The sequence below is a fragment of the Streptomyces sp. 4F14 genome (genome assembly GCF_048159485.1).
In the GTDB taxonomy this organism is placed as follows: domain Bacteria; phylum Actinomycetota; class Actinomycetes; order Streptomycetales; family Streptomycetaceae; genus Streptomyces.
This window is the reverse complement of sequence record NZ_JBLRVY010000021.1, coordinates 1-17,755: the sequence shown is the minus strand read 5'-3', so window position 1 is coordinate 17,755 and position 17,755 is coordinate 1. Positions and strand designations below refer to the sequence as shown.

Annotated in this window: 11 protein-coding genes and 1 pseudogene; 8 read left to right on the top strand and 4 right to left on the bottom strand. The window is 69.4% G+C overall.

Annotated elements, in window-relative coordinates:
* Positions 1-103 precede the first annotated feature (103 nt).
* Positions 104-3,637, bottom strand: coding sequence for a transcription-repair coupling factor (gene mfd / locus ACLZOT_RS31195; RefSeq protein ID WP_416972453.1), 3,534 nt, complete (start codon positions 3,635-3,637; stop codon positions 104-106).
* Between the two features lie 283 nt (positions 3,638-3,920).
* Here mfd and ACLZOT_RS31190 point away from each other — a divergent pair, with 283 nt between their 5' ends.
* On the top strand, positions 3,921-4,310 hold the full coding sequence (locus ACLZOT_RS31190; RefSeq protein WP_416972452.1) for a RidA family protein: 390 nt from the start codon (positions 3,921-3,923) through the stop codon (positions 4,308-4,310).
* A gap of 61 nt (positions 4,311-4,371) precedes the next feature.
* Here the strand turns inward: ACLZOT_RS31190 and ACLZOT_RS31185 are convergent, their stop codons facing one another.
* Positions 4,372-5,241, bottom strand: a complete 870-nt coding sequence (locus tag ACLZOT_RS31185) for an esterase/lipase family protein (RefSeq protein WP_416972451.1) — start codon at positions 5,239-5,241, stop codon at positions 4,372-4,374.
* Positions 5,242-5,671: 430 nt separating this feature from the next.
* On the opposite strand from ACLZOT_RS31185, the gene ACLZOT_RS31180 reads away from it, so the two are divergent.
* The 4 genes from ACLZOT_RS31180 to ACLZOT_RS31165 all read left to right on the top strand — a co-directional run bounded on the left by ACLZOT_RS31180 (position 5,672) and on the right by ACLZOT_RS31165 (position 7,085).
* Complete coding sequence (locus ACLZOT_RS31180; RefSeq protein WP_416972450.1) at positions 5,672-5,800, top strand: hypothetical protein; 129 nt, start codon at positions 5,672-5,674, stop codon at positions 5,798-5,800.
* 44 nt (positions 5,801-5,844) lie between these two features.
* On the top strand, positions 5,845-6,177 hold the full coding sequence (locus ACLZOT_RS31175) for a hypothetical protein (protein ID WP_416972449.1): 333 nt from the start codon (positions 5,845-5,847) through the stop codon (positions 6,175-6,177).
* Positions 6,178-6,364: 187 nt separating this feature from the next.
* Positions 6,365-6,595, top strand: coding sequence for a hypothetical protein (locus tag ACLZOT_RS31170; protein WP_416972448.1), 231 nt, complete (start codon positions 6,365-6,367; stop codon positions 6,593-6,595).
* Positions 6,573-7,085, top strand: a complete 513-nt coding sequence (locus ACLZOT_RS31165; RefSeq protein ID WP_416972447.1) for a DUF6879 family protein — start codon at positions 6,573-6,575, stop codon at positions 7,083-7,085. Before ACLZOT_RS31170 ends, ACLZOT_RS31165 begins: the two co-directional genes overlap by 23 nt.
* 277 nt (positions 7,086-7,362) lie before the next feature.
* Here the strand turns inward: ACLZOT_RS31165 and ACLZOT_RS31160 are convergent, their stop codons facing one another.
* The gene (locus ACLZOT_RS31160) at positions 7,363-9,945 is read right to left on the bottom strand and encodes an ABC transporter permease (protein ID WP_416972446.1); all 2,583 of its coding nucleotides are present in this window, start codon (positions 9,943-9,945) and stop codon (positions 7,363-7,365) included.
* Positions 9,942-10,730: an ABC transporter ATP-binding protein gene (locus ACLZOT_RS31155; RefSeq protein WP_416972445.1), complete on the bottom strand. Its 789-nt coding sequence runs from the start codon at positions 10,728-10,730 to the stop codon at positions 9,942-9,944. The genes ACLZOT_RS31160 and ACLZOT_RS31155 overlap by 4 nt, the downstream gene beginning before the upstream one ends.
* 423 nt (positions 10,731-11,153) lie before the next feature.
* Between ACLZOT_RS31155 and ACLZOT_RS31150 the strand changes: the two genes are divergently transcribed.
* From ACLZOT_RS31150 to ACLZOT_RS31140, 3 genes and pseudogenes are all read left to right on the top strand, one after another.
* A complete protein-coding gene (locus tag ACLZOT_RS31150; protein WP_416972444.1) occupies positions 11,154-12,683 on the top strand; it encodes an MFS transporter in 1,530 nt (509 codons plus the stop codon).
* Positions 12,684-13,038: 355 nt separating this feature from the next.
* Positions 13,039-16,653, top strand: a complete 3,615-nt coding sequence (locus ACLZOT_RS31145) for a LamG-like jellyroll fold domain-containing protein (RefSeq protein ID WP_416972443.1) — start codon at positions 13,039-13,041, stop codon at positions 16,651-16,653.
* A gap of 88 nt (positions 16,654-16,741) precedes the next feature.
* A pseudogene (locus ACLZOT_RS31140) lies at positions 16,742-17,755 on the top strand (RHS repeat-associated core domain-containing protein); the annotation flags it as partial.

Below are 17,755 nucleotides of genomic sequence, written 5' to 3'. Positions count from 1 at the left end.
GGGCACCTGGCAGGCGCCGGTGGATCCACCATCGATCCACCCCCGGCGCCTGTCAAGAATGCCCGCTTTACTACCTTCTCTACGACCTTCTCTACGACCTTCTCTACGACCCGAGGACGGTCGCCAGGAACTCCCCGGTCCAGCCCAGCAGTTCCCGCCCGACCAGCGGCTTCCCGCCGACCTTCGCGGTCTTCGGACGGGGTACGAGGACCTGGTGCGCGCCCGCCTTGATGACCGTCCCGGGGTACAGCCGCTTCAGCCGCAGCTCCTGCGACTCCCGCAGCTCCACGGGCGCGAACCGGATGTTGGTGCCCTGGAGGACGATCTCGCCGACCCCGCACGCGCGCGCCAGCATCCGCAGCCCCGCCACCAGCAGGAGGTTCTCGACGGGCTCCGGCAACTTGCCGTAGCGGTCGGTGAGTTCCTCGCGTACGGCCCTGATGTCGTCCTCGGAGTTGGCGGAGGCGATCGACCGGTACGCCTGGAGGCGCAGCCGCTCGCCCGGCGCGTAGTCGTGCGGGACGTGCGCGTCGACCGGCAGCTCGATCTTCACCTCCAGCGGCGGTTCCTCCTCGATCTCGCCGTTCTCCAGCTGCTTGCGGTAGTCCGCGACGGCCTCGCCGACCATGCGTACGTACAGGTCGAAGCCGACGCCCGCGATGTGCCCGGACTGCTCGCCGCCCAGCAGGTTGCCGGCGCCGCGGATCTCCAGGTCCTTCATCGCGACGTACATGCCCGCGCCCATCTCGGTGTGCTGGGCGATCGTCGCGAGGCGTTCGTGCGCGGTCTCCGTGAGGGGCTTCTCCGGCGGGTACAGGAAGTAGGCGTACCCGCGCTCGCGGCCACGCCCCACGCGCCCGCGCAGCTGGTGGAGCTGGGAGAGGCCGAAGGTGTCGCCGCGCTCCACGATGAGGGTGTTGGCGTTGGAGATGTCGATGCCGGACTCGACGATCGTCGTCGACACGAGGACGTCGAACTTCTTCTCCCAGAAGTCGACGACGACCTGTTCCAGGGCCTGTTCGCTCATCTGCCCGTGCGCGGTGGCGATGCGGGCCTCGGGGACGATCTCGCGCAGGCGCGCGGCGGCCCGGTCGATGGACTCGACGCGGTTGTGGATGTAGAAGACCTGGCCCTCGCGCAGGAGTTCACGGCGGATCGCGGCGCCGATCTGCTTCTCCTCGTAGGGCCCGACGAACGTCAGGACCGGGTGGCGCTCCTCGGGGGGCGTGGTGATCGTCGACATCTCGCGGATGCCGGTGACGGCCATCTCCAGCGTGCGCGGGATGGGCGTCGCCGACATCGTCAGGACGTCGACGTTCGCGCGCAGCTTCTTGAGCTGCTCCTTGTGCTCGACGCCGAAGCGCTGCTCCTCGTCGACGATGACGAGTCCGAGGTCCTTGAACTTGGTCTCCGACGCGAACAGGCGGTGCGTGCCGATGACGACGTCGACCGCGCCCTCGCGCAGTCCCTCCAGGGTGGCCTTGGCCTCGGTGTCGGTCTGGAAGCGGGAGAGCGCGCGGACGTTCACCGGGAACTGCCCGTACCGCTCGGAGAACGTCCCGAAGTGCTGCTGGACGAGCAGGGTCGTGGGTACGAGCACGGCGACCTGCTTGCCGTCCTGGACGGCCTTGAAGGCGGCCCGCACGGCGATCTCCGTCTTGCCGTAGCCGACGTCGCCGCAGATCAGGCGGTCCATCGGGACCGTCTTCTCCATGTCCTCCTTGACCTCGGCGATCGTGGTGAGCTGGTCCGGGGTCTCCGCGTACGGGAACGCGTCCTCCAGCTCGCGCTGCCACGGCGTGTCCGTGCCGAACGCGTGCCCGGGGGCCGCCATGCGCGCGCTGTACAGCTTGATCAGGTCGGCGGCGATCTCCTTGACGGCCTTCTTCGCGCGGGCCTTCGTCTTCGTCCAGTCCGCGCCGCCGAGGCGGTGCAGGGTGGGTGCCTCGCCGCCGACGTACTTGGTGATCTGCTCCAGCTGGTCGGTCGGGATGTACAGGCGGTCGCCGGGCTGGCCGCGCTTGGCGGGCGCGTACTCGACGACCAGGTACTCGCGGGTGGCGCCCTGGACGGTCCGCTGGACCATCTCGATGTACCGGCCCACGCCGTGCTGCTCGTGGACGATGTAGTCGCCGGTCTCCAGGGTCAGCGGGTCGATGCTCTTGCGTCTGCGCGCGGGCATGCGCGCGCCGTCCTTGCCGGCCGCCTTCTGGCCGGAGAGGTCGGTCTCGGTGAGGACGGCGAGCTTCAGCGCCGGGTCGACGAAGCCGTAGTCGATCGAGCCGCACGCCACGTGTACGACGGACGGCTGGATCGCGCCCAGGTCGGTGTCGAGGCGGGCGGCGATGCCCTCGCCGCCGAGGACCTCGACCGTGCGGGACGCGGTGCCGTGGCCCTCGGTGACGAACACCGTGCGCCAGCCGTCGGCCAGCCAGCCCTTGGTGTCGGCGAGGGCCTTCGCGGTGTCGCCGCGGTACGTCTCGGGGGCGTGCATGGAGAGCTTCAGGGTGTCATCGTCCAGCTCCTCGTCCGCGGCGAACGGGGAGACCGACCACCACATCATGTCCAGCTCGCGCGCGCGGTCCCGGACGTCCGCGATCGACCACAGGGAGGCCGCGCCGACGTCGATCGGGGCCTCGCCGCCGCCCGCCGTGGCCGCCCAGGAGGCGTGCAGGAACTCCTGCGAGGTCGCCACGAGGTCCGACGCGCGAGTGCGCACGCGCTCCGGGTCGCAGACGACGGCCATCGCGCCCTTGGGCAGGACGTCGATCAGCAGCTCCATGTCGTCGACGAGGACCGGCGCGAGGGACTCCATGCCCTCGACGGCGATCCCCTCGGCGATCTTGTGCAGCAGCTCGCCGAGCTCGGGGTGGTCCTCAGCGAGCGCCTGCGCACGTGCGCGGACGTCCGCCGTCAGCAGGAGTTCACGGCAGGGGGGCGCCCACAGGCCGTGTTCGGCGACCTCCAGGGAGCGCTGGTCGGCGACCTTGAAGTAGCGGATCTCCTCGATGTCGTCGCCCCAGAACTCGACGCGCAGAGGGTGTTCCTCGGTCGGCGGGAAGACGTCCAGGATGCCGCCGCGCACGGCGAACTCGCCGCGCTTCTCGACGAGCTCCACGCGCGCGTAGGCGGCGGCCGCGAGGGCCTCGACGATCTTGTTCAGGTCGGCGGTCTGCCCGGTCCTCAGCGCCACCGGCTCCAGGTCGCCGAGCCCCTTGACCTGCGGCTGGAGCACCGAGCGCACGGGCGCGACGACCACCGACACCGGGCCCGTCTCGGGGTCGTCGACGCTCGGGTGCGCCAGCCTGCGCAGGACGGCCAGCCGGCGCCCCACGGTGTCGCTGCGCGGACTCAGGCGCTCGTGCGGGAGCGTCTCCCACGCCGGGTACTCCGCGACGCCGTCCGCCGGCAGCAGCGTGCGCAGGGCCGCCGCGAGGTCCTCCGCCTCCCGGCCCGTCGCCGTCACCGCCAGCACCGGGCGGCCGGACTCCCGCGCGAGCGCCGCGATCACGAACGGGCGGGCCGCCGGGGGGCCGACCAGGTCGACATGCGTGCGGTTGCCGTCGGAGGCCGCCCGGACGGCTTCGGACAGGGCCTTGTCCTTGAGAACGGCGTCTAGCAGACCGTGCAGGCTCATGGAATCTTTCCGGTGAGGGGGGACGGGCGAACACCAACCACCCGACGCGTCTCACGGGCCGGGGGTCATCCAGCGTACGGCTTGCCGCCGACAAGCGCCGGGCCTGTGGACAACCTCCGGATCGTGGACGCGGGCGTCACCCTTCGCCCTGGGCAGCGCACGGCTTCCTCGTTGACGCCGCGAACCTGACAATCGGCCTGACCTGCGCGGTCACCTCGGGGTTCCCGGGGCACCAAAAAGTGCGTTCTTCCACGTCAGAGCGGGGTTCCCTACGGTCACCGGTATGACCATCACCCTGCTGAACCCGAACGGCCTGCCCTCCATCGACGTCTACCACCAGGTGTCGGTCGCTTCCGGAACCCGCACGATCCACCTCGCCGGCCAGGTCGCCTGGGACACCCCGGCCGACCTCGCGACCCAGGTCGAGGAGGCGTACGCCAGCGTCGGCACGGCCCTCGCGGGCGCGGGCGGCGCCTTCACGGACGTAGCGAAGCTCACCGTGTACGTCGTCGACTGGACGCCCGACAAGATGCCGGCGCTGCTGGAGGGCATCGCCCGGGGCGCCGCCCGCCTCGGCGTCGACCATCGGCCGCCGGCGACGCTGATCGGGGTGGCGGCCCTGGACGTACCGGAGCACCTGGTGGAGATCGAGGCGGTCGCCGTCCTCGACTGAACGCGCGGGCGCCGCCGGGGTGGTCCCGACGGCGCCCGAATCAGTGGCGGCTAGTGGGGTGTCACCACTTCGTGTAGTGGAACAGCGCGGACGTCGTCCAGGCCGCCGGGGAGCCCGCCGTCTTCCAACCGGTCGCCGCGGACGGGGAGTTGCGGTACTTCAGCTTGTGCGTCCCCGTACGGACCGACTTCAGGGCCGCGTGGTCGTCCGCGCCCGGGAGGTTCTGGTAGCGGACCCAGTGCTTGAAGCCGCCCGCGGTCGCCGACGACTCCGAGACGATCGCGTCCGCGTCGCTGCCGATCGCCGTCCAGTCGGTGGGCTGCGTGGACTGGGGGTTCTTGCTCAGCCACTTGATGAGCGAGGACTTCTCCCGCATGTCCTTGGTCTGCTGGTACGAGTGCCCCCAGCCCCAGTTGGTCCCCGTGTGCGGCGTCCCCAATGTCACCACGTCCTCGACGAACAGCTTCTTCGGGAACCCGGCTTCCTTCTTGGCGACCCCGGTCAGCGCGGCGCGGATGATGAGCCCGCCCATGGAATGCCCCACGAGATCGACGGACTTCCCCTTCGCCGTGTAGTCCTTGTAGATCTTGTTGGCGAGCTTCTTCCCCAGGTCCTTCAGCCCGGTGTTCCGATCCCCACTGGCGATCCGGAAGTCACAGTTCCAGTCCCCCTTGTAGAACGCGACCCCCCGCACCTTCCCCTTCCACCGGTAGTCCTTGAGGTCCTTCCTGATGTCCTTGAAGTAGTCGTTGCAGTCGAACTTCGCCTCCCACACCGGGTCGTACCCGTGCACCAACAGCACGTCCTCGTTACTGCTGTTGTTCCCCTTCGGCGTAGTCGCCGCCTGCGCCGGCAGAGCCGTAGCCACCACACCGAGCCCCGCGAACACCGCCGTGACAGCCGTCGCCACAACCCTCGCCCTGATCTGCATGTTCTTCTCCCCGTTTCCTGGCCCCACCGCTCGGCGGGACGATCACCAGGATGGGGAGAGCTGGTGTCGCGGGGGTACCTATAACTCTCCGGGGTACGAAACACCACACTCCGGAATCCGCGCGCATCAGCTGCCACGGCGCACGGACGGGACGAAACCCTCCGGGAGAACGGCGATGACGGACTGGACCCCCCTGCGCGAACTCCTCGTCCGGGGACCCGGATCTGCTGCCGTCGGCCTGCACACCTCGCTCCGACCCCGCCGCGACGACGGACGGGGACGTATCCCTCGATGTGGGCCGCCCGGAGGGAGCCGTGCAGGGGCTGGAGTTGGTCCCGCGGTTCCCGTGGGACCTCGCACCCTCCCCGAACCGCCTGCTCGTCCCCCTGCCCAGCAGGGTGCTGACGGAATCGACAAGTCTCGGCGCCTGGTGGTCGACGTTCGCACCGGAATCCTGCTGATGGCCGAGGTCGAGGAGACCGGCTACCGGGAGGAACTGTCCGAGCTGGAGTTCCCCGGCGCGCTGCCGGACACCGCTTCCGATGGAACGACACGCTGACGGCATCGCAGGAGGCCCGGCAGCGACGACGGGACGCCGTCACCGTGTACCACCGTCAACGGCCGCTGCCCGTACCGGCTTTCTGGCCCGGCGGACACGACCACTTCGAACCGGCCGCGTTCGACGGCGACCTCACCACCAGGCTCCTCGCGATCGACCTGTACACCGACGGAGCACCCGAGGGAACGCCGTCCATGGCGACGCTGATCAGACGCCCGCCGGACGCCCCAGCGTTCGAGCCGGGCTGGGCCGCGGATCCACGGGCGTTCGTTCACCACTGGGAGGGCGGCGCCTGGCGGTGGACGCTGGCCCTGTGGGGACGGCCGCTGTCCCTCGCAGAGTTCGATCGCGTCGTCGGATCGATGCCCGAGAGCTGATTCCCTGGCGAGGGGCGTCTCACCCAAGGCCGGCGGAGCGGAGGACACCGTGCCGTCCCCGACTCGCTGCCCCCACAGCGGTCACCCTCTGAAGTCCCAGCAAGTTTCGGCAAGCTCCTAGCTCTCCGACGAGATCGAGGACAAGCTCAAACGCAGAGATCGACTTCATACGGCCGAGGAGGTCACGATGACCCTGATCAAACTCGGAAAAGACCCGGAGAGCCCCAGCGGAGGCTCCCCCACCATCTACCTCGACGACGAGAAGGACACCTACGTCGTCCAGGGATGGACGGTGGACGACGAGGAGCGTCTGAAGCAGATGGACATCCCGGGCCACGAGTCGGCGGTGGAAATCCCCCGGCGCATGGTGCAGTTCTTCTTGGAGGCGCGCGGCAGTGACGAATCCCCCGACGTTTGAGGAACTGTTCCGTGACTGCCGGCAGTCGGCCGTCCATCTGGAGATGCGCGACGCCTACATGAAGTCGGACCCGGCCTTCACGGACTGGCAGGCCGGGACGGCGTTCGACCCCGCCGAGCGCTGGGCCGACTGGCATCGCCTCGTCACTGCCGCGACCTCGCGCGGCGTCGGCGTGCGCCGGGCGCGGATCGTCTCCACCCCCGTCAGCGAGTACATCCGCTTCGAGTACGACGTGACGGACGGACTGAACATCGCGGCGGGTGAAGAGGTCCGCTGGCTGTCCCGCCGGAACGCCGGCGACATCGCGCTCCCGGGGAACGACTTCTGGCTCTTCGACTCCCTCCTCGTCCTCGTCAACCACTTCGACGGCGAGGGCGAGAACATGGAGGTCGAACTCACGGACGCGCCGGACCTCGTACAACTCTGCGACACGGCCTTCGAGTCCGTGTGGAAGCGGGCCACCCCGCACGCAGAGTTCCAGGCATCCTGACGGCCCGACGAGACCTTCGCACCAACATGACCTCGTCATCTTCAAGCGTCCAGGAAGCCCGCACAGCCCGCCCGCACGGACGGAGGAGGACTGCTGTCACTGCGGGGCGCCGGACCCTCGTACCCATCCCGTGCGCCTGCGGGGACGACGTGTACGTGTGCCCCGACTGCCTGCTCCTCGCGAGCCCCCCCCCCGGCATGAACAAGACCCGGTGCCGAGGAGTCCCCCAAGACTCCCCGGCACCGGGTCTTCCCCCGCAACCCCCGTATGCGGTGGCCTAATCGGTGGCGATCGCGTTGAGCACGTTCATCCGCCCCGCCCGGAACGCCGGGACCAGCGCGGCGAACAACCCCACGAACGCCGACCCGATGAAGACCCCGATGATGGTCGGCCAGGGGATCTCCAGGACGCCCAGGCCCTGAAGTGCCAGGAGTTTCTGGGCAGTTGCCCCCCAGCCCATGCCCAGGCCGAGGCCGAGGAGCGCGCCGAAGAGGGCGATGACGACCGACTCCATGCGGATCATGCGGCGGAGCTGGCGCCGGGAGAGGCCGATGGCGCGCATGAGGCCGATCTCGCGGGTGCGTTCGACGACCGAGAGGGCCAGGGTGTTCACGACACCGAGGATCGCGACGATGATCGCGAGGGCCAGCAACCCGTAGATGAGGTTGAGCAGTTGGCCGATCTGGTCCTTGAGCGCCTGCTTGTAGTCGGTCTGGTCACGGACCTTGTACTGCGGGAAGTCGCGCATGGAGGACTTGAGCGAGGTGTACGCCGCGTCCTGCTGCCCCTTCTGCGCGGTCGCGAAGAGGATCGTGTCGAGGGGCATCTTGTCGGCCGGCACGTACTTCGCCATGGTCGAGATGGCCGTGTACATGGCCCCGGAGTCGATGGCGACGTCGCTCTTGGTGATGGCGCGGACGGTCAGGGACGCCGTACGCCCGTCCTTGAAGCCGATCTTCACGACGGAGCCGAGCCGGATGGCGTGGTCCTTGGCGAAGTCCTCGTGGACGGACATGGAGTCCGGCTTGTACGCGTCCTTGAGGTTGCCCTGCACGGTCTGGACGCGCAGGTCGTCGGGGTAGGTCGGGTCGGCGGCGGTGATGGCCGTGTCCTTGGAGACCTTGCCGTCGGGGGTGGTGAAGTCGGCCTCGGTCCACTTGTACTCGGTGACGTGGGCGAGCCCCGGCGTCTTCTTGACCGTCTGGACGGCCTGCGGGGTGATGAGCTGGCCGCCGTCGGACTGGACGATGAAGTCGGTGCCGACGGTCTTGTCGAGCTCCTCGGTCGCGGAGGCCACCATGGAGGAGCCGACGACGGAGAGGCAGGCGACCAGCGCGAGCCCGATCATGAGGGCGGCGCCGGTGGCCCCCGTACGCCTGGGGTTGCGCAGCGCGTTGCGCTCGGCCATACGCCCCACGGGACCGAAGGCCCGCAGGAGTACTACACCCAGGACCCGTACGACCGCCCCCGCGAGCAGCGGTCCGATGACGACGAACCCGAGGAGGGACAGGACGATGCCGAGCCCCAGCCAGAGCGCGCCCTCGCCCGCCTTGTCGGCCGTACCCGAGAGGTAGAGCGCTACCCCTCCGGAGCCAGTGAGCGCGAGGCCGATGATCCCCCGTACCCATCCGGCGCGTCCGTCCGCGGGGGTACCCGCGTCGCGCAGCGCGGCCATCGGCGAGACCTTGCCGGCGCGGCGGGCCGGGAGGTAGGCGGCGAGGACGGTGACGACGACGCCGAGGGTGATACCGAGGACGGGGGTGGTCCAGGCGACGGTCAGGTCGTCGGTGGAGAGGTTCATGCCGGACGAGGCCATGAGCTTCATCAGCCCGACGGCGATCCCGACGCCGGCCCCCACCCCGAGGATCGACCCGACGATCCCGAGGAGAAGCGCCTCGACGAGCACGGAGCGGTTGACCTGCTTGCGGGAGGAGCCGATGGCCCGCATCAGGCCGATCTCGCGGGTGCGCTGGGCGACCAGCATCGAGAAGGTGTTGACGATCAGGAAGATGCCGACGAGGAAGGCGATCCCGGCGAAGCCGAGCATGGCGTACTTGAGGACGTCCATGAGGGAGCCGACCTGCTTGCGGTTGGCGTCGGCGGTCTCCTTGGCGGTCTGCACCTTGAACTCACCGGCGCCGAGCGCGGAGTTGACGCCCTGCTTGACCTGCTCGTCGCTGAACCCGGGCGCCGCCGTGACGTTGACGTTGGTGAAGACACCGGTCTGCCCGACCAGCGCCTCCTGCGCGGTCTTCGTGTCGAAGTAGAAGATGGCCGCGCCGGGGTTGGTGACCTGGAAGGCGACGACGCCGGAGATCTTCGCCTTGTGCGTGCCGAGGGCGGTGATGACGCCGATCTCGTCGCCGAGCTTCAAGTGGTGCTTGTCGACGGTGTCTTCGTCCACCATCACCTGGTCGGAGCCCTTGGGCACCGCCCCCGAGGTGATCTTCATGGTGCGGGCGTCGTTGCCGTTCCAGCTGCCGACGATCGTCGGGCCGCCGCCGCTCGGCGACAGGTTGTCCTTGTCGGCGTCGATGACGGTCACCGAGGTCGAGAAGACCGTCCCCTCGGCCGACTTGACGCCCTTCGCCGTGCGGACGGTGTCGACGACCGACGCCGGCATCACCGGCGGCTTGCCGTTGTCGGACTTCGTCTCGCCGGTGTCGGAGGCTCCCTTGGGGCTCACCGTCACATCGGAGGACGTCGCCGCGAACAGCTTGTCGAAGGTGGTGGACATGGTGTCGGTGAACACCAGCGTCCCGCAGACGAACGCGACCGACAGCAGCACCGCGATTGCCGAGAGCGCCATCCGCCCTTTGTGCGCGAAGAAGTTGCGCATCGAGGTCTTCATGACGGTCATGACGTACGCCCCCGCGCGTCGAAGTCCTTCATGCGGTCGAGGACGGTGTCGGCGGTGGGCCGGAGCATCTCGTCGACGATGCGTCCGTCGGCGAGGTAGAGCACGCGGTCCGCGTACGAGGCGGCGACGGGGTCGTGCGTCACCATCACGATGGTCTGGCCGAGTTCGTCGACGGACCGGCGCAGGAAGCCCAACACCTCTGCTCCCGCACGGGAGTCGAGGTTCCCGGTCGGCTCGTCGCCGAAGATGATCTCGGGCCGGGCGGCCAACGCCCGTGCCACGGCGACGCGTTGCTGCTGGCCGCCGGAGAGCTGGTTGGGCCGGTGCTTGAGCCGGCCGGCGAGCCCGACGGTCTCCACGACCCGCGCCAGCCACTGCTTGTCGGGCTTGCGGCCGGCTATGTCCATCGGCAGGGTGATGTTCTCCAGCGCGCTCAGCGTGGGGAGCAGGTTGAACGCCTGGAAGATGAACCCGATGCGGTCGCGCCGCAGTTGGGTGAGCTTCTTGTCCTTCAGGCCGGTGATCTCGGTGTCGTCGAGGTAGATCTGACCCGAGCTGACGGTGTCGAGCCCGGCGAGGCAGTGCATCAGCGTGGACTTACCGGACCCCGAGGGCCCCATGATCGCGGTGAACTCCCCCCGCGCGATGTCCACGTCGACATGGTCGAGCGCGACGACCCGGGTCTCCCCCGACCCGTACGCCTTCACGACCTGCCGCCCCCGCGCGGCGACGGCCGTACGCCCTCCGGAACCCCCGTGCCGGGGAATGGTCACGGCCGATGTCATGGCAAGTCTCCTATGTCGGTCATCGATGAGGCCACGGGTGCCCGTCGCGTGCGTTCTCCACTGCCGCGACGTCCGCGCCGAAAAGCCCTGAGCGGTACGACGATGAGTCTGTCCCCCGGGAGGGGTACGGCACATTGGGGCCGGACCCCGTCTTCCCGGGGGGTTAACCCCACCCCCCGACGAGGGGGGTACCCGGTGATCCGGTCGCCCCCGTCGACGTAAAGCCAGATTAAGGACCGCCCCCGGCCCCTCTCGTCCTCCGTCGGTACGAACCCTCCCCGAGACGTAGTACGGAGATACCCCTAGGGGATGTCCACCGACGGGTGGAGACGCTTTCGGGGCTCTCTCCACCTGCTCGGTCCACCCAGCCTGCACCCTGCCGCGACGGGAGGGTCAAGTGAGAAGCTGTGCGACGGCGGATAGATGCAAGGGGCACGCGACTCGGGAGGGTCTGTGGCGGGGAGTGTTCGGCCGGTCATACCTGCGACGGAGGGCCGTAGTACCTCCGACCGACGGGGCGCGGTGGTCGCCGCGCTCATGCTGGCGATGGCGCTGGCCGCCCTGGACTCCACGATCGTCTCCACCGCCGTCCCCCAGATCGTCGGGGACCTCGGCGGGTTCTCGGTCTTCTCCTGGCTCTTCTCCGGCTATCTGCTCGCCGTGACGGTCTCCCTGCCGGTGTACGGGAAGCTGTCCGACACGTTCGGCCGCAAACCGGTCCTCGTCGTCGGCGCGGCGCTGTTCCTGCTCGGCTCCCTGCTGTGCGCGTTCGCCTGGAACATGGGCGCGCTGATCGCGTTCCGCGTCGTGCAGGGGCTCGGCGGCGGGGCCCTCCAGGGGACGGTCCAGACGCTCGCCGCCGACCTCTACCCGCTGGAGCAACGCCCGAAGATCCAGGCGAAGTTGTCGACCGTGTGGGCGGTGTCGGCGGTCGCGGGACCGGCGGTGGGCGGACTGCTCGCCGCGTACGCCGACTGGCGGTGGATCTTCCTCGTCAACCTCCCTGTCGGGGCGGTGGCGTTGTGGCTGATCGTCCGTCATCTCCACGAGCCCGCACGGGAGTCGGTGACCCGGGCCCGCGTCGACTGGGCGGGTGCCGTCACCGTGTTCGCCTGCGGGGGCGTCCTGTTGACCGCGCTCGTGCAGGGCGGCGTCGCCTGGGACTGGCTGTCGGCGCCCTCGCTCGGGCTGTTCGGCGCCGGGCTCGCGCTGGTGGCGGTCCTGGTCGTCGTCGAACGCCGCGCCGCCGAGCCGATCATCCCCGGCTGGGTGTGGCGGCGGCGGACCATCGCCTCGGTCAACCTGGCCCTGGGCGCGCTGGGGTTGCTGATGATCGCGCCGACGGTCTTCCTCCCGACGTACGCACAGTCCGTCCTCGGCCTCGGCCCGGTCGCCGCCGGCTTCGTCCTCTCCGTCTGGACCCTGAGCTGGCCCATCTCGGCGGCCCTCAGCCAGCACGTCTACCGCCGCGTCGGCTTCCGCGACACCGCCCTCCTCGGCATCGCCCTCGCGGCCCTGCTCCTCTTCGCCTTCCCCCTCCTCCCCACTCCCGGCTCCCCCTGGCAGCCCGCCCTCCTCATGCTCGCCCTGGGCGCGGCCCTCGGCCTCTTCCAACTCCCCCTGATCATCGGCGTCCAGTCCACGGTCACCTGGAGCGAACGCGGCACCGCCACCGCCTCCGTCCTCTTCTGCCGCCAGACGGGCCAGACCCTCGGCGCCTCCCTCTTCGGCGCCATCGCCAACGGCGTCCTCGCCACCCACCTCGGCAACAACACCGACCTCGACTCGATCACCCACACCTGGGGCCCCTCCGGCACCCCCACCCACATCCGCGAGGCGGTCTCGGACGCGGTCCACTCCGTGTACGTCGGGGCGGGGGTGGCGGCGGTGATCGCGTTCCTGGCGCTGCTGCTGATCGCTCCGCGGCGGTTTCCGGTGCTTGAGTGCGACTGAGGCACCGTCAACCGATGTGATCCGCGTCACTCGACCAAAGCCCGGACGTCACCCCCAACACCTCACCCCTCCCCTGAACCGCCTTGACTCGAACGCGAGTTCGATCAGGTCAGGGCGCCCGAGGTTCGCCTCGCCCCACGCGACACTCCCCACAGCACGCTGACCAGCCATCCTCGCGGACAGTAAATATCCCTTGACCGCAGGTAAGCCCATGGTTTGAATGTGCTTAATTTTTGTGAATCTTGTTGATTCTGGGGGCGGGGGCTTCATGCAGTTCGGGTGGGGAGACAGAGGCACGGCCGGACGCCTGAGACGCAGGCGGCGAAGAGGGGCGGGTGCCGCGCTCGCCGTTGGCATGGCCCTGACCGTCGCGGCGTTCCCTGTGCCACAGGCATCCGCGTTCGCCGCAGACTCCGACCCGGCCGCGCTGAGCGAGGGTCAGGAGGCACTGGCGAAGGCGCAGGAGTCGGGCCGGCGGGTGGAGGTGACCGGCGAGCGGACCGAGCGGACGACGGTCTTCGCCAACCCCGACGGGTACACCTTCACGCTGGAGGAGTCGACCGTACCGGTCCGTGTGGCGAAGCCCGATGGCACCTGGGCCGCGCCGGACGCGACGCTGGAGAAGCGTGCCGACGGTTCGGTGGTGCCGAAGGCGGCCGCCGTGCAGATGGCGCTCTCGGCGGGCGGCGACAAGACGCCCCTGGCCCGGATCGAGGACGCGGGCAGGTCGCTGGAGCTGCGCTGGCCGGGGACTCTTCCGGCGCCCCGGCTGGACGGCACCAGCGCCGTGTACGCCGATGTGCTGTCGGGCGTCGACCTGAAGGTGACGGTCACGCCGGAGAGTTTCCAGCCGGTGTTTGTGGTCAAGACGCCGGAGGCGGCGGCGAGCGAGGCGGTCAGGAAGCTCACGTTCGGGATGAAGGCCGACGGCCTGAACGTCCAGGAGGGCACGTCCGGCAATCTCACGGCGGTCGACGACAACGGCCGTACGGTGTTCAGGGCGCCGCCCGCCCGGATGTGGGACTCGGCCGGGTCCGCGTCGGGGCCGCAGACGCAGCTCATGTCGGTGCGGTCGGCCGACTCGGACACGGGCGATCCGTCCGACCCGTCGGAGGCGGCGCCGTCGGGTTCGGGTCTCGAACCCGGTCAGGGTGACGCGGTGGCCCGCATGGACGTCGAGGTCGCCGAGGACTCCCTCTCGGTGATCCCGGACGCCTCCATGCTGACCAGGGCCGCCGAGTCCGCGTTCCCCGTCTTCATCGACCCGGTCGTCTCCTGGGGCGAGTCGGAGCGCACGCTCCTGCGCAGTGACGGCTACGAGTCGTACGGCTGGGGCAACGGCGACGACGACCAGGGGAAAGGTGCCGGCAAGTGCGGTACCTGGAACGGCTATTACTGCGGTCCGGGGTACGTGCAGAAGCTGTACTTCGAGTTCGCGCCGGACAGCCTGAAGGGCAAGAAGGTCCTGGACACCACGTTCCGGATCACCGAGCCGTGGGCGTTCCAGTGCTCCCCGCGGGTGGTGGACCTCGTCCGCACAGACAACATCTCGTCCACCACGACCTGGGCGACGCGTCCCAAGGAGCGGGACTGGATGGTGGACGTGAACGTGTCCGCCGGGCGTGGTTCCCTGTGCGATCCGGACTCCCCCAACGCCCAGATCGAGTTCAACGACGACCCGAAGCAGACGTGGGAGAACCTGACGCCCACGGTCGCCGACTTCGCGGCGGGGAAGTTCTCCCGGCTGACGCTGGAGGTGCGGGCGCACGACGAGTCGGACCCGTCGGCGTGGAAGCGGTTCAAGAACGACGCCACGCTCGCGGTCACCTTCGTGGGTCTCCCGGACAAGCCGACGGGCGTGGGGCTGGCCACGGGGTCGGGCACGGCGTGCGAGAAGGACGTCACGAAGCCCGCCGTCGTCTCCGACCCCGAGCCGTTGCTGCGGGCCGTCGCGCAGACCAAGCCGGGCGGTGAGAAGGACGCGCAACTGCGGATCTACTTCGACCTCGACCAGCGGGGCAGCGACGGCAATTGGTCGGACACGACGGCGAGCAACGGTTCGCTGCGTCCGTCGACGGGGTACGCGGCCGACAATGCGACGGTCGCGCTGAAGTGGTCGAAACTGACCGACGGCACCCTGTACCGGTACCACGCGTGGACCTGGTCGTACTACAACAACGGTGGCAGCTACCTGATGAGCCCCGAGACGACCACGTACTGCTACTTCAAGGTCGACACGACGGCGCCGAAGGCTCCGCGGATCACGATCGGCGCCCCGTACAGCGAGTGCCTGCCCAACTCCTGTGCAGCGAGCGGCCGTCCGGGCCAGACGGTGAACTTCGCGCTGGCGCCGAACGCGGCGGAGGACTCGAAGGTGGCCTCCTACGAGTACAAGCTCTCCACCGAGACCATCTGGTCCCCGTCGAGCGGCCAGGCGACCTTCGTGCCGAAGCGTTCGGGAACATTCACCTTCCAGGCCCGGGCCAAGGACGACGTGGGAAGCGGGCGCGTCGGCGCCACGAACCAGGTCGACTTCCTGGTCAGCAACGATGATCAGCGGACGGGCCGCTGGAACTTCTCCGAGGCCAGCGGCGCAGCGGTCGACACGGTCACCGTGGACGGCAGTGCCCAGAACGCGACGCTCGCCGGTGGCGCGACACGTGACGACCGGGGGCGGCGCGGGACCCTGACGCACGATGCGTCGAATGTGAAGCTGGAACCTCAAGTCACCGACAAGGGCCTGTCCCTGGACGGTTCCGCAGGTCATGCGGCGACCACCGCTCCGGTCGTCGACACCCGGGCCTCGTACACGGTGTCCGCCTGGGTGCGGCTGAACGGTCTGCCCGCCGGCAACAAGACCGTGCTCGCGCAGGAAGGCGCCTACTACAGCGGCTTCTACCTCTCCTACCAGAGCGCGGTGGGTACTTGGACGGTCCGCACCTCGCCGACCGACGACGCGAACGGCAACATCAGCCAGCAGACGGTGGTGGCCAAGCAGCCGGCGGTCGCCGGGGCCTGGACCCATGTGGCGACGGTGTACGACGCGTCGGCCAAGGTGATCAAGCTGTACGTCAACGGCACATTGCAGGGCAGCGATCCGGTGGCACCGTCCTGGGCCGCGAGCGGGCCGCTCCAGATCGGCCGGGCCCTGTGGCGTGACACCTACACCGACTATTTCCCCGGTTCCATCGACGAGGTCGCGACCTGGCAGTCCGCGCTGACGGACGAGCAGATCGCGGACGAGGCGCTACTGAAGACCAGTGACCTCTTCAACGGGGTCGAGATGGTCGCGGACTGGTCGGCCGGGCGGGGCAGCGGCACCACCGTCGCGGACTCGCCGTTGGGCTACGGCAAGTCACTGACCCTGAGCGGCGGCGCGACGCTGGAGGGCGATTCCATCGTCTTCAACGGCACCGACGCGGCGGCGACGACGGCGGGGCCGGTGGTCGACGACTCCGGATCGTTCACCGCAACGACGCTGGTCGCGCTGGACAGCGTCCAACTCCTGAAGAAGGACGTCGGTTACAAGGCCCAGGTACTCGGACAGCGCACCTCGGACGGATCCTCCTGGGGTCTCTGGTACGAGCTGACCGGGAAGCCGACCGAGTTGGACCCGGAAACCGCGGAGGAGAAGACCGTTCCCAAGGGCTTCTGGCACTTCGGCCGCCTCGGCGCGGACGGCACGTTCACCTCGGTGAGATCGACGGAGATGGCAGCCGTGGACAGCGAAGTCCGGCTGACCGGCGTCTTCAACTCCTCCGACGGCACGATCAGCCTTTACCTCGGCTCCAACCGGAACAACGACGCGAAGGAGTTCACCGCGCAGGTCGGCTCCGGCGACTTCGCGGTGGGCAACGGGTTCGCCGGGGGCAAGTGGCAGCACTCCGTCCCCGGCCGGATCACCGAGGTCAAGCTGTGGGCCGGTGCGATGGCCGGCACCGAGCAGGTCGCGGAGATCGAGAGCAACTGACGTACGCAGGGGGACAGTCTGAGGCTGTCCCCTTGCGCACACGACCACGTCGATGACCTTTCAGTACAACTGGGTGGGGACAACAACCATGCGCTTCGGCACAGGTACCTCAAGAAAACGAAGAAGACTGCTCGGGCAGTCGCTGGCACTGGCACTCGTCCTACCGCTGGGCGTCGCGCAGGTCGCCCAGGCGGCCGGACCTCAGGGCCTGGGACGCCCCGACGTACCCGAAACCAGAGAAGGCAAGGCCAAGAAGCTCGACGGCCCGGGTGCGCAGGAGGCTCGCCGGAAGGTCGCCGAGGACAGGAAGGTCAACGCGGCTCAGGCGGCGCGCGCCCGCGCGGAGCGGAAGGTCACCTGGCCCGGGAAGGGCGAGGCGACCCTCGCGCTCACCCGGGGCAAGGAGACGGGTGCCGAGCCGAGCGGCCTCCCGGTCACCCTGGCTCCTTCGGCGGACGGCAAGGCCCGTGTCACGGTCCTCGACCAGAAGGCGGCCCGTGACGCGGGGATCACCGGCGTCCTGCTGACCGCCGAGTCCGACACCGCGTCGACCACCGAAGTCGGCGTGGACTACGGCGACTTCGCCTCGGCGGTCGGCGGCAACTGGTCGCAGCGGCTGCGCCTGGTGCAGTTGCCGGCCTGTGTGCTGACGACCCCCGAGAAGCCGCAGTGCCGTACCCAGACGCCGCTTCCGTCCGACAACGACCTCACCGAGCAGACGGTCTCCGCGAAGGTGCGCCTCGCGGCCGCTCCGGGCGGTACGTCGACCCAGTTGGCGTCCGCCCCGACGGCCACGGTCCTCGCGGTCACCGCCGCTTCGGCCGGTGCCGGCCAGTCCCCCAAGGGGGGTGGCGACTACTCGGCGACTCCGCTGTCGAACGCCTCGTCCTGGCAGGCCGGGGGCAGTTCGGGATCGTTCACGTGGTCGTACGACTTCACTCTGCCGCCCGCCGCTGCGGGTCCGGTGCCACCGATGTCGCTGTCGTACGACTCGGGCAGTGTGGACGGCCGTACCTCGACCACCAACAACCAGGGCACCTCGGTGGGTGAGGGCTTCAACCTCACCGAGTCCTACATCGAGCGCAGTTACGTTTCCTGCGAC

Excerpts from the sequence above, each read along its gene's own strand:
- ACLZOT_RS31145 (WP_416972443.1), top strand. The coding sequence starts at position 13,039 with ATGGCCCTGACCGTCGCGGCGTTCCCTGTGCCACAGGCATCCGCGTTC.
- ACLZOT_RS31155 (WP_416972445.1), bottom strand. The coding sequence starts at position 10,730 with ATGACATCGGCCGTGACCATTCCCCGGCACGGGGGTTCCGGAGGGCGT.
- ACLZOT_RS31160 (WP_416972446.1), bottom strand. The coding sequence starts at position 9,945 with ATGACCGTCATGAAGACCTCGATGCGCAACTTCTTCGCGCACAAAGGG.
- ACLZOT_RS31170 (WP_416972448.1), top strand. The coding sequence starts at position 6,365 with ATGACCCTGATCAAACTCGGAAAAGACCCGGAGAGCCCCAGCGGAGGC.
- ACLZOT_RS31185 (WP_416972451.1), bottom strand. The coding sequence starts at position 5,241 with ATGCAGATCAGGGCGAGGGTTGTGGCGACGGCTGTCACGGCGGTGTTC.
- ACLZOT_RS31150 (WP_416972444.1), top strand. The coding sequence starts at position 11,154 with ATGCAAGGGGCACGCGACTCGGGAGGGTCTGTGGCGGGGAGTGTTCGG.
- ACLZOT_RS31190 (WP_416972452.1), top strand. The coding sequence starts at position 3,921 with ATGACCATCACCCTGCTGAACCCGAACGGCCTGCCCTCCATCGACGTC.
- mfd (WP_416972453.1), bottom strand. The coding sequence starts at position 3,637 with ATGAGCCTGCACGGTCTGCTAGACGCCGTTCTCAAGGACAAGGCCCTG.